We start from the raw sequence: 10,766 nt of genomic DNA on the forward strand, positions 1-10,766 counted from the left end.
CCGACTGCGGATGAGTAATGTGCGAAAAGAAAACTAAAGAGGCAAACACGCTATGCTGGGATTAAAACAGGTTCACCATATTGCCATTATTGCGACGGATTACGCGGTCAGTAAGGCATTTTACTGTGATGTGCTGGGCTTCACGTTGATGAGTGAAGCCTACCGTGAAGAGCGTGACTCCTGGAAAGGCGACCTCGCGTTGAATGGGCAGTATGTGATTGAGCTTTTTTCCTTTCCTTTTCCGCCTGGCCGCCCCAGCCGACCAGAGGCTTGCGGTTTACGTCACCTGGCGTTTAGCGTTGAGAACGTGGAAGCCGCAATAACCCATCTGGAAGATCATAATGTGAAATGCGAGCCGATACGCGTCGATCCTTTTACTGGTAAGCGCTTTACGTTTTTCAACGATCCAGACGGATTGCCTCTTGAACTGTATGAACTGTAAGTCTTGTTATTGTGGCTTTAGCCCGGTAACGTGCCGGGCAATGCCATTGTAAGCAACTATCATGACGACACTCACACTGAACACTTCACTTCTGAACGCTAACCAGATCCTCGTCGCTTTTAGTGGCGGCCTGGACTCTACCGTGCTGTTGCATCAACTGGTGCAGTGGCGAACGCAGCACCCTGAAGTCTCCTTGCGCGCTATCCATATCCATCATGGGTTAAGTCCCCACGCTGATGAATGGGTGACCCACTGTGAATCGATATGTGCGCAATGGCAGGTACCACTGGTGGTTGAGCGGGTACAGCTGCAGGACGATGGGTCAGGAATAGAAGCTCAGGCGCGACGGGCACGCTATCAGGCGTTTGAACAGACACTGTTGTCGAATGAAATACTGATGACCGCCCAGCATCTTGATGACCAGTGCGAAACATTTTTGCTCGCACTAAAACGTGGCAGTGGCCCCGCTGGGCTTTCTGCGATGGGTGAAAGTTCACCGTTTGCCGGAACCCGGCTTATTCGCCCACTGCTAACACAAACGCGAGACGAACTTGAAAAGTGGGCGCGGACGCATGCGTTAAGCTGGATTGAAGACGAAAGCAATCAGGTTGATGCTTATGACCGCAATTTCTTACGCCTACGCATTATTCCACTCCTGCAACAACGCTGGCCGCATTTTGCGGAGGCTACAGCCCGCAGCGCCTCGCTGTGCGCCGAGCAGGAGAGTTTACTGGATGAGTTACTTGCTCAAGATTTAGCTGACTGTGTCACCGCTCAAGGTACGCTGCGACTGGAACCATTAATGATGAAGAGCGATGTGCGGCGTGCGGCGCTGCTTCGTCGCTGGCTGGCTGGGTTGAATGCACCGATGCCCTCCCGGGATGCTTTGGAGCGTATCTGGCAGGAAGTCGCGCTGGCGCGGGAAGATGCTGTACCCCGTTTGTGCTTTGGCGGGTACGAAATTCGTCGTTACCAGTCACAGCTGTGGTGGGTTAAATCTGTTGTCGGGCAAAGTGAAACGGTGATTCCATGGTCATGCACGAAAACACCGTTGGTGTTGCCTGCCGGGCTGGGAACGGTGCTGTTACTTCCCGATGGCGAATTACGAAAACCGCGAGCGAATGAGACAGTCAGTATTCGGTTTAAAGCTCCTGGACTCTTGCATATTGTCGGGCGTAACGGCGGGCGTAAGCTCAAAAAAATCTGGCAGGAGCAGGGGATCCCTCCCTGGCGACGAGATACCACACCGTTGCTATTTTACGGCGATACGCTGATTGCAGCTGCGGGAGTATTTGTAACGCGTGAAGGTATGGCTGAGGAAGAAGAGAGTGTGCGCCTGCTATGGCATGCCTGATGATGGCGCTGCACTTATCTGGCCTACGGATTGTAGGCCAGATAAGGTGTGTGCATCGCCATTCGGCAAAGGGGATTAAGATTCGCTGACCACCACGGTACCGATTTCCGGGTGGCTGAAGCTGGCAATTTTGTCGAGGCGAAGTTCACGGGTTTCACCTGCGACTTCTGCAACCAGATACTCCACATTTTTGCGGGAAACCAGGTCATTCGCTTTCGCCTGCAGAACTTCGCCATCTTTTAGCGCCAGCGTCAGTAACAAATGGTGCTGGCAGGCGAGCTCAAGATTGTCGTAATCATCACAGTTAATGGGTTGATACGTTTCATTCATTGACATAATCGCTCACCAGTAAGTTCGCGGCCGCATATGCCGCCTTTTCCCTGACCGACTCTGAAAGGGCGCTGTCTGCAGCCACTTCATTCAGTACCTTCAATACGCAACCCAGCGCATCCGGGACATACCCTAAGTCTCCGCTGGCAATTTCCGCGTACCGCTTGCGTATTAACTCACAATATTTTTCCACATGCCCTCCTGTCAGCACTCTGACTTAACCGTGGATGCAAGTCTAAGCCTACGAAGATAAACTCTGTTTAGCAAGGTGACTATACCATACTCATTCAAGCAATATCAGCGCCTTGATAGAGGACACCCACGCTACTGGTTAGCAGCCTTTTGGCGCAGATTTCGCTACAATGGACGCCTGATTCGAAAGGAGTTCTCTCATGGCGCTTAAAGCGACAATATATAAAGCCGTAGTCAATGTGGCGGATCTTGACCGCAACCAGTTTCTTGACGCGGCATTGACGCTGGCGCGTCACCCCTCAGAAACCCAGGAACGCATGATGCTGCGCCTGCTGGCGTGGATTAAATATGCTGACGAACGGTTACAGTTTACGCGGGGATTAAGCGCTGAAGATGAGCCGGAAGCGTGGTTGCGTAATGATCATCTGGGTATCGATTTATGGATTGAACTCGGTTTGCCGGATGAACGCCGTATCAAGAAAGCATGTACTCAGTCTGCAGAAGTTGCTTTGTTTGCCTATAACAGCCGTGCGGCTCAAATCTGGTGGCAGCAAAACCAAAGTAAGTGCTCTCAGTTTGCTAATTTATCCGTGTGGTATCTGGATGATGAGCAACTGGCGCAACTGAGTGACTTTGCTGGCCGAACAATGACGCTTCAGGCGACTATCCAGGATGGGGCTATCTGGCTGTCAGATTCTCAGAACAATCTGGAAATTCATTTGAGCGCGTGGCAGCAACCTTCATGATTGTTATCTCCCGAAATGTCTCTATTCCTGATAATGAGCTGGAAATCACGGCAATCCGGGCTCAGGGAGCAGGTGGGCAGCACGTTAATAAGACTTCGACGGCTATCCATTTGCGCTTTGACATTCGGGCCTCTGGCCTGCCAGAGTATTATAAGGAACGTCTGCTGGCTGCCAGTCATCATCTGATCAGCGGCGATGGTGTCATTATCATTAAGGCACAGGAGTACCGTAGCCAGGAGCTTAACCGGGAAGCGGCAATATCCCGACTGGTGGCGGTCATTAAAGAGTTAACCGCAGTGCAAAAAAGCCGACAGGCAACTCGCCCTACGCGCGCGTCGAAAGAGCGTAGGTTGTCATCAAAGGCGCAGAAATCCACAGTGAAGGCACTGCGAGGTAGGGTTCGTCGCTCGCAAGACTGACGAACGGGAATAAAAAAATCATAAGGAATTCATGGTGAAAACAGCGATATTGTCAGTAGCGGCTGCATGTACGCTCTTTGCCTTGATCGGCTGTAATAATCGTACTGAAGTTGATGTACTACAGCCGACACGGGCGGCAGAATTAAAACCGATGCAGCAAAGCTGGCGCGGTATATTACCTTGTGCGGACTGCGAAGGTATTGAAACCTCTTTGTTCCTCGAAAAAGACGGAACATGGGTGATGAATGAACGCTATCAGGGCGTGCGGGATGAACCTTCTTCGTTTGCTTCATATGGGACATGGGCCCGTACTGCCGATAAACTGGTGCTGACAGACAGCAAAGGCGAAAAATCTTACTATCGGGCAAAAGGTGAGGCGCTGGAGATGCTCGATCGTGAAGGTAATCCGATTGAGTCGCAGTTTAACTATACCCTTCAGCCGGTTTCAGCCAGTTTGCCGGTTACGCCAATGCCGATGCGTGGTATGTATTTCTACATGGCGGATGCGGCAGTATTTACCGACTGCGCAACGGGAAAACGTATGCCGGTGGCGAATAATGCCCAGCTTGAACGCGACTATTTAGCCGCGCGCGCGGAAACGGGACAATCTGTTCTGTTGACTCTGGAAGGGCATTTCACGCTGGAGGCGAACCCGGATACAGGCGAGAAAGTGAAAACGCTGATGGCGGATAAAGACGCGAAGTTTGTGCCAGGAAAAGCGTGTAATTAATCGATAAAGTAAAAAGGCCCTGAAGAATCAGGGCCTTTTGCTGGTATTAGCCTTTTATCGCTTTTACCAGATAGTCGACGATGTCGCCGGTTTTAATCAGCTGTTTCTCGCCGTTACGACGGTATTTGTATTCGATATCATCGTTATCGAGGTTACGGTCGCCGAGTACGATAGTGTGTGGTACACCGATAAGCTCCATATCGGCAAACATTACGCCAGGACGCTCTTTACGATCGTCCATCAGCACTTCGATGCCCTGTGCGCGCAGTTCAGCGTACAGCTTCTCAGCCAGTTCCTGCACTCGGTAGGATTTGTGCATGTTCATAGGCAGAATCGCTACCTGGAACGGTGCAATGGCATCCGGCCATACAATACCGCGATCGTCGTAGTTCTGCTCAATGGCTGCCGCGACCACGCGAGTTACCCCGATACCGTAGCAGCCCATAGTCAGAATCTGATTACGGCCATCTTCGCCCTGAACTGCGGCTTTCAGCGCTTCAGAGTATTTGGTACCCAACTGGAAGATGTGACCGACTTCGATACCACGTTTAATCAGCAATGTACCTTTACCGTCCGGGCTTGGGTCACCTGCCACTACGTTACGGATGTCTGCAACTTCAGGTGTTGCTACATCACGATCCCAGTTAATACCGAAATAGTGTTTGCCGTCGATGTTGGCACCGGCAGCGAAATCGCTCATTACTGCAACGGTACGATCGATAACGACCGGGATCGGCATATTCACCGGACCGAGAGAACCTGGACCTGCTTTCACTACGGCTCGAATTTCTTCTTCGGTAGCGAAGGTTAGCGGGCTGGCAACCTGCGGCAGTTTTTCTGCTTTGACTTCGTTTAGCTCGTGATCACCACGAACCAGCAGAGCAACCAGCGGGTAGCTACTGCCTTCAACGGCTTTTACCAGCAGAGTTTTAACGGTTTTTTCAATTGGCAGATTGAATTGCTCAACCAGCTCCGCGATGGTCTTCGCGTTTGGTGTATCAACCAGCGTCATTTCCTGAGTAGCGGCTGCACGAGGTTCTTTCGGCGCAACGGCTTCAGCAAACTCGATGTTGGCGGCAAAATCGGAACTGTCAGAGAATACGACGTCATCTTCGCCGCTCTGTGCCAGCACCTGGAATTCGTGAGAAGCACTGCCGCCGATAGAGCCGGTATCAGCCTGTACAGCACGGAAATCCAGCCCCATACGGCTGAAGATTTTGCTGTATGCGGCATACATCGCATCGTAGGTTTCCTGCAGAGATTCCTGAGAAGTATGGAAAGAGTAAGCATCTTTCATCAGGAATTCGCGGGAACGCATTACGCCGAAACGTGGGCGTACTTCGTCACGGAATTTCGTCTGGATTTGGTAGAAGTTCAGCGGCAGCTGTTTGTAAGAGCTGAGCTCGTTACGAATCAGGTCGGTGATGACTTCTTCATGCGTTGGGCCAAGTACGAATGAACGATCGCCACGGTCAGCAATACGCAGCAGTTCCGGGCCGTACTGTTCCCAACGACCACTCTCTTGCCACAGTTCAGAAGGCTGAACGACTGGCATCAACACCTCGATCGCACCGGCGTTGTTCATCTCTTCACGCACGATGTTTTCGACTTTTTTCAGGACGCGCACGCCGGTCGGCAGCCAGGTATATAACCCGGAGGCCAGCTTGCGGATCATCCCGGCGCGCAGCATCAGCTGGTGGCTGATAACCTCGGCGTCGGCAGGTGTCTCCTTCAGAGTGGAGAGCAGATATTGGCTAGTACGCATGTTGTTACGGTTCCAGTTGGACGATCGAACAGGCTCAATGCGAGCCTGACACAAAAAAAGTGATTTAGTTTACCAGCGAGAAAGGGATGTCAAAAGAGAAGGGCGCGAAATTACCGGGGTTCAAGCGCAAAGACTTCGAAACCCTCTTCCGTCACACGCCAGCGCACGTTGAAATCGTGTAACCAGACGGCGTACGTTTTGCCTGTCTCTTCACCCTTACGATACGCAGGACGCGGGTCCTGTGCCAGTACTTCACCAATAAATGTTTTTAGCTGCGGATAACGTGTTTCCAGAGCCAGAAGCTGCTGCTCAACCTCGGCGGTAAAACTTACGCCCATTTCGGCAACTGGAGCATGTTGCGCGTAGCTGGCGGTGGCATCGGGTAATGCTTCGGCAAACGGCAGGTAGGGCTTGATATCTACAACCGGTGTACCATCGACCAGATCCAGACTACCCAGCTTCAGAATGACGCTCTCTTTCTGGCAGACAATCCCTTGCAACTCGACCAGCGACATGCCGACAGGGTTAGGGCGAAAGGTTGAACGCGTGGCAAAGACGCCCATTCTGGCGTTACCACCAAGTCGGGGCGGGCGTACGGTCGGGCGCCACCCACCGTCCATCGTCTGGTGAAAGACGAAAATAATCCATAAATGGCTGAACGCTTCCAGGCCGCGAACAGCATCGGCCTGGTTATACGGTGCGAGCAAATGCAGTTCGCCGCAGGCACTTTTTACCAGGCCAGGCTGGCGTGGAACGGCGAATTTTTCTTTATAAGGAGAGCGGATAACGCCTATTTGCTCGAACTGAAAATGACTCATTTAGTCGAAATATTCAGTGCAGAACCGATGCAAACTGCCTGACGATAGCAACCAGGTGTACCACTGGTGACTTCACAGCTGTGCAGCAATACGGCATTAGCTTTCATTTTAGATGCGTTAATCTGCATGCGTTTGCGTGCGGTTGGAATGCTCGGAGGGGAATCCTGGTTTGATGCCTGGCAGGACTCGCCGCTCACTTCACCGAGATCGCGGAACGGTTTGCCAACTAAGTCTTCTGCATTGGTATAAATTCTCACCGGCACTGCGCGTGGTGCTTTCGGTTTTTCCGGCTCCGCTTTAGGCGGGGTTGCGGTGCTTTGAACGGGTTCAACAGGGGATCTGCTTAACATAGAACAGCCGCTCAGCATGAGTGCTAATAAACAGATCGGTAAAGCACGCATAATGTTTCCTCAATGAATGATCTAAACGTCAGATATTGAATCAGGTGCTTGCATAAATGACAAGACGGGCAAGCGCCCGTCCTGATGATATTACAAATTTTGGAAACAGCCTAAAATTACCAGCCCTTAACAGCGCCGCCATTAAAGACCTTGTTTGCCGCTTCGTAAACTTCGTCTGACTGATACGCCTCAACGAATTTCTTCACGTTCTCAGCGTCTTTATTGTCTTCACGAGTGACGATCAGGTTTACATACGGGGAATCTTTATCTTCAACAAAGATGCCATCTTTTGCCGGTGTCAGGCCAATCTGGCTGGCATAAGTGGTGTTAATAACGGCCAGAGCGATTTGCGCATCGTCCAGTGAGCGTGGCAACTGAGGTGCTTCCAGCTCAACCAGCTTCAGGTTTTTCGGGTTTTCAACAACGTCCAGGGCAGTCGGCAACAGACCTACACCATCTTTCAGTTTGATCAAACCCACTTTTTGCAGCAGCAGCAGGGAACGACCAAGGTTAGTCGGGTCGTTTGGAATTGCGACCTGAGAACCTTCCTGCAGTTCATCCAGTGATTTGATTTTTTTGGAATAACCAGCAATCGGGTAAACGAAAGTATTGCCTACGGCAACCAGTTTGTAACCGCGATCTTTGATCTGCTGATCCAGATAAGGTTTGTGCTGGAAGGCGTTGGCATCGATATCACCTTTGCTCAACGCTTCGTTAGGCAGCACGTAATCGTTGAAAGTTACCAGTTCAACGTCCAGACCGTATTTCTCTTTCGCGACTTTCTGCGCAACTTCTGCAACCTGCTGCTCTGCGCCAACAATAACGCCCACTTTGATGTGGTTAGGATCTTTTTCATCCTGACCACAACCCACAAGTGCCAGAGAACCGATCAGGGCTCCAACTGCCGCAAAGGTTTTGAATTTGAACGCCATGCTTATTTCCTTTTCTTAATGAGTTTTTTGTGTTGTGTGCAACGTTATTTGTGCGTGACAGCCCGGACGATGCGATCGCCGGATAACTGAATTAAATAAACCAGAACTACAAGTAATACCAGTACTGTATTCATCACGGTAGCATTGTATCCAATATAACCGTATTGATAGCCAATCTGTCCAAGACCACCGGCACCGACGGCACCGCCCATCGCAGAATAGCCGACCAGGGTGATCAGTGTGATAGTCGCCGCATTCACCAGACCTGGCAACGCTTCCGGCAGCAACACCTTACGTACGATCTGCAATGGTGTAGCGCCCATTGCGCGTGATGCTTCGATCAGTCCGGTAGGGATTTCCAGCAGCGCATTCTCAACCATACGGGCAATAAATGGTGCGGCGCCAACGGTCAACGGGACGATGGCTGCCTGCAAACCAATAGAGGTGCCAACAATCATGCGGGTAAACGGAATCATCCAGACCAACAGAATAATGAATGGGATGGAACGGAAAATGTTTACCAGTGCAGACAGCGTACGGTAAAGTTTCGCGTTCTCAATGATTTGTCCGGGACGCGTCACGTACAACAGCACGCCGACGGGCAGGCCAATCACAAAACCAAAAAAACCGGACACAAAGGTCATTGCCAGCGTTTCCCATACGCCGCGAACCAGCAGCCACATCATCGGCTCAGACATAACCCAGTACCTCTACTTTTACATGGTGTTCCTGCAGCCAGTTGATGGCCGCTTGCGTATCTTCTTGTGTACCGTGCATTTCAGTCAGCATGATGCCGAACTTCACGCCACCGGCGTAATCCATTTGCGCGCTGATAATATTGTTATTCACATTAAAGCGACGTGCTGTTTCAGAGAGCAATGGCGCATCCACCGAATGCCCTGTGAATTCCATCCGCAGCATTGGAACACTGTCGTTTTCGGGCTCTGCTTTTAAGCGCTCCAGATAATCTTCCGGAATGTCCAGATGTAGCGTGGACTGGATAAATTTCTGCGCCAGCGGCGTTTTCGGGTGTGAAAACACTTCGCTGACGGTGTCCTGCTCAATCAGTTCACCATTACTGATAACGGCTACGCAGTCACAAATACGTTTTACGACATCCATCTCATGGGTAATCAGCAGAATGGTTAATCCAAGACGACGGTTAATGTCTTTCAATAATTCCAGTATCGAACGAGTGGTTGCTGGATCGAGTGCGCTGGTGGCTTCATCGCACAGCAACACCTTAGGATTGCTGGCCAACGCACGGGCAATGGCGACGCGCTGTTTCTGCCCACCTGAAAGGTTAGCGGGAAAGCTGTCGTGCTTATCGCCAAGGCCAACTAAATCCAACAGCTCCGACACGCGACGTTTAATCTCTTCTTTGGGGGTGTTATCCAGCTCCAGCGGAAGCGCGACGTTACCAAAAACAGTGCGGGACGACAGCAGGTTAAAGTGCTGGAAAATCATGCCAATTTGACGGCGAGCTTTGGTCAGCTCGGATTCAGAAAGCGTTGTCAGCTCCTGGCCACCGACCTGTACGCTGCCTTCAGTAGGGCGTTCGAGTAAGTTAACGCAGCGGATTAACGTGCTTTTACCAGCGCCTGAAGCGCCAATAACGCCATAAATCTGCCCGGCAGGAACATGCAGGCTGACATTGTTCAGCGCCTGAATAGAGCGAGTCCCCTGTTGGAACACTTTGGTGATATTCGAAAGTTTAATCATTGGTTATTTATTATCGTAATTAAGTTAGCCGTGGCATTTTCGTCTGTCTGGTACGGTCAAAGCCGTTAACAAGATGGATGTTAAGGCATCCAGACGTCTAAATCAATCGGGGTTTGCACGATGAGCACTTTCTTGCCCGCAGAAACATGCGATACTAGAGCGACATGCCTTATTCAGGAGCTATAAAAGGTGGCAAAGTCTGTACCCGCAATTTTTCTCGACCGTGACGGCACCATTAATGTGGACCACGGTTATGTACATGAGATCGACGAGTTCGAGTTTATCGAAGGTGTCATTGATGCCATGCGTGAGCTTAAAAGTATGGGTTACGCACTTATTGTAGTGACGAACCAGTCTGGTATCGCTCGCGGTAAATTTACCGAAGCGCAGTTCGAAACGCTCACTGAATGGATGGACTGGTCGCTGGCCGATCGTGATGTTGATCTGGATGGTATCTATTATTGTCCTCACCATCCGCAGGGAACAGTAGAAGAGTACCGTCAGGTCTGCGATTGCCGTAAACCGCATCCGGGCATGCTTATCTCTGCTCGAGACTTTCTGCACATTGATATGGCCGCTTCTTATATGGTGGGCGACAAAATAGAAGATATGCAGGCGGCGACAGCGGCGAATGTGGGGACAAAAGTATTAGTGCGTACAGGCAAACCTGTCACCCCGGAAGCAGAAAATGCGGCAGATATAGTGCTAAATAGTCTGGCTGACCTGCCATCGGCGATAAAAAAGCAGCAAAAGTAAGCGTTGTGGATAAAAGGTGAGCGGTTGAAACAAAAATGCATTTTTCCGCTTGTCTTCCTGAGGCGACTCCCTATAATGCGCCTCCATCGACACGGCGGATGTGAATCACTTCACACAAACAGCCGGTCCGGTTGAAGAGAAAAATCCTGATATTCAGGG

Annotated in this window: 14 protein-coding genes; 6 read left to right on the top strand and 8 right to left on the bottom strand. The window is 50.9% G+C overall.

Annotated features, from left to right (window positions below):
• The first annotated feature begins 52 nt into the window (after nucleotides 1–52).
• Complete coding sequence (locus AACS05_RS03805; RefSeq protein WP_045440020.1) at nucleotides 53–442, top strand: VOC family protein; 390 nt, start codon at nucleotides 53–55, stop codon at nucleotides 440–442.
• Nucleotides 443–503: 61 nt separating this feature from the next.
• On the top strand, nucleotides 504–1,796 hold the full coding sequence (gene tilS / locus AACS05_RS03810; RefSeq protein WP_045440022.1) for a tRNA lysidine(34) synthetase TilS: 1,293 nt from the start codon (nucleotides 504–506) through the stop codon (nucleotides 1,794–1,796).
• Between the two features lie 75 nt (nucleotides 1,797–1,871).
• Here the strand turns inward: tilS and rof are convergent, their stop codons facing one another.
• Both rof and AACS05_RS03820 read right to left on the bottom strand, forming a co-directional pair.
• Entirely contained in the window at nucleotides 1,872–2,132 is a 261-nt protein-coding gene (gene rof, locus AACS05_RS03815) for a Rho-binding antiterminator (RefSeq protein WP_045440024.1), read from the bottom strand.
• Entirely contained in the window at nucleotides 2,119–2,319 is a 201-nt protein-coding gene (locus tag AACS05_RS03820; protein ID WP_005132083.1) for a YaeP family protein, read from the bottom strand. Before AACS05_RS03820 ends, rof begins: the two co-directional genes overlap by 14 nt.
• 199 nt (nucleotides 2,320–2,518) lie before the next feature.
• On the opposite strand from AACS05_RS03820, the gene AACS05_RS03825 reads away from it, so the two are divergent.
• From AACS05_RS03825 to nlpE, 3 genes are read left to right on the top strand one after another with little or no spacing between them, the layout of a single operon-like run.
• Entirely contained in the window at nucleotides 2,519–3,064 is a 546-nt protein-coding gene (locus tag AACS05_RS03825; RefSeq protein WP_045440028.1) for a YaeQ family protein, read from the top strand.
• Entirely contained in the window at nucleotides 3,061–3,483 is a 423-nt protein-coding gene (gene arfB / locus AACS05_RS03830; RefSeq protein WP_045440031.1) for an alternative ribosome rescue aminoacyl-tRNA hydrolase ArfB, read from the top strand. The genes AACS05_RS03825 and arfB overlap by 4 nt, the downstream gene beginning before the upstream one ends.
• Nucleotides 3,484–3,514: 31 nt before the next feature.
• The gene (gene nlpE / locus AACS05_RS03835; protein WP_136345308.1) at nucleotides 3,515–4,213 is read left to right on the top strand and encodes an envelope stress response activation lipoprotein NlpE; all 699 of its coding nucleotides are present in this window, start codon (nucleotides 3,515–3,517) and stop codon (nucleotides 4,211–4,213) included.
• 46 nt (nucleotides 4,214–4,259) lie between these two features.
• On the opposite strand, the gene proS is transcribed toward nlpE, so the two are convergent.
• The 6 genes from proS to metN form a co-directional block, all read right to left on the bottom strand.
• Complete coding sequence (gene proS / locus AACS05_RS03840) at nucleotides 4,260–5,978, bottom strand: proline--tRNA ligase (protein WP_045440034.1); 1,719 nt, start codon at nucleotides 5,976–5,978, stop codon at nucleotides 4,260–4,262.
• 110 nt (nucleotides 5,979–6,088) lie between these two features.
• Nucleotides 6,089–6,796 (bottom strand): tRNA (N6-threonylcarbamoyladenosine(37)-N6)-methyltransferase TrmO, encoded by a 708-nt coding sequence (tsaA, locus tag AACS05_RS03845; RefSeq protein ID WP_045440036.1) that lies wholly within the window; start codon nucleotides 6,794–6,796, stop codon nucleotides 6,089–6,091.
• Nucleotides 6,793–7,197, bottom strand: a complete 405-nt coding sequence (gene rcsF / locus AACS05_RS03850) for an Rcs stress response system protein RcsF (RefSeq protein ID WP_045440039.1) — start codon at nucleotides 7,195–7,197, stop codon at nucleotides 6,793–6,795. The genes tsaA and rcsF overlap by 4 nt, the downstream gene beginning before the upstream one ends.
• A gap of 116 nt (nucleotides 7,198–7,313) precedes the next feature.
• Entirely contained in the window at nucleotides 7,314–8,129 is an 816-nt protein-coding gene (metQ, locus tag AACS05_RS03855) for a methionine ABC transporter substrate-binding lipoprotein MetQ (RefSeq protein WP_045440042.1), read from the bottom strand.
• Nucleotides 8,130–8,173: 44 nt separating this feature from the next.
• A complete protein-coding gene (locus AACS05_RS03860) occupies nucleotides 8,174–8,827 on the bottom strand; it encodes a methionine ABC transporter permease MetI (RefSeq protein ID WP_003018471.1) in 654 nt (217 codons plus the stop codon).
• Nucleotides 8,820–9,851, bottom strand: coding sequence for a methionine ABC transporter ATP-binding protein MetN (gene metN, locus AACS05_RS03865; protein ID WP_045440046.1), 1,032 nt, complete (start codon nucleotides 9,849–9,851; stop codon nucleotides 8,820–8,822). The genes AACS05_RS03860 and metN overlap by 8 nt, the downstream gene beginning before the upstream one ends.
• Before the next feature lie 189 nt (nucleotides 9,852–10,040).
• Between metN and gmhB the strand changes: the two genes are divergently transcribed.
• Nucleotides 10,041–10,607, top strand: a complete 567-nt coding sequence (gene gmhB / locus AACS05_RS03870; RefSeq protein WP_045440049.1) for a D-glycero-beta-D-manno-heptose 1,7-bisphosphate 7-phosphatase — start codon at nucleotides 10,041–10,043, stop codon at nucleotides 10,605–10,607.
• The last annotated feature ends 159 nt before the right edge of the window (nucleotides 10,608–10,766 follow it).

Origin of the sequence: Citrobacter sp. S-77 (genome assembly GCF_963864895.1) — a bacterium.
In the GTDB taxonomy this organism is placed as follows: domain Bacteria; phylum Pseudomonadota; class Gammaproteobacteria; order Enterobacterales; family Enterobacteriaceae; genus Citrobacter; species Citrobacter murliniae.

Bases quoted from the DNA above. Each gene is read 5' to 3' on its own strand.
- AACS05_RS03805 (WP_045440020.1), top strand. From the start codon at position 53: ATGCTGGGATTAAAACAGGTTCACCATATTGCCATTATTGCGACGGAT.
- tilS (WP_045440022.1), top strand. From the start codon at position 504: ATGACGACACTCACACTGAACACTTCACTTCTGAACGCTAACCAGATC.
- rof (WP_045440024.1), bottom strand. From the start codon at position 2,132: ATGTCAATGAATGAAACGTATCAACCCATTAACTGTGATGATTACGAC.
- AACS05_RS03825 (WP_045440028.1), top strand. From the start codon at position 2,519: ATGGCGCTTAAAGCGACAATATATAAAGCCGTAGTCAATGTGGCGGAT.
- arfB (WP_045440031.1), top strand. From the start codon at position 3,061: ATGATTGTTATCTCCCGAAATGTCTCTATTCCTGATAATGAGCTGGAA.
- nlpE (WP_136345308.1), top strand. From the start codon at position 3,515: ATGGTGAAAACAGCGATATTGTCAGTAGCGGCTGCATGTACGCTCTTT.
- proS (WP_045440034.1), bottom strand. From the start codon at position 5,978: ATGCGTACTAGCCAATATCTGCTCTCCACTCTGAAGGAGACACCTGCC.
- tsaA (WP_045440036.1), bottom strand. From the start codon at position 6,796: ATGAGTCATTTTCAGTTCGAGCAAATAGGCGTTATCCGCTCTCCTTAT.
- rcsF (WP_045440039.1), bottom strand. From the start codon at position 7,197: ATGCGTGCTTTACCGATCTGTTTATTAGCACTCATGCTGAGCGGCTGT.
- metQ (WP_045440042.1), bottom strand. From the start codon at position 8,129: ATGGCGTTCAAATTCAAAACCTTTGCGGCAGTTGGAGCCCTGATCGGT.
- AACS05_RS03860 (WP_003018471.1), bottom strand. From the start codon at position 8,827: ATGTCTGAGCCGATGATGTGGCTGCTGGTTCGCGGCGTATGGGAAACG.
- metN (WP_045440046.1), bottom strand. From the start codon at position 9,851: ATGATTAAACTTTCGAATATCACCAAAGTGTTCCAACAGGGGACTCGC.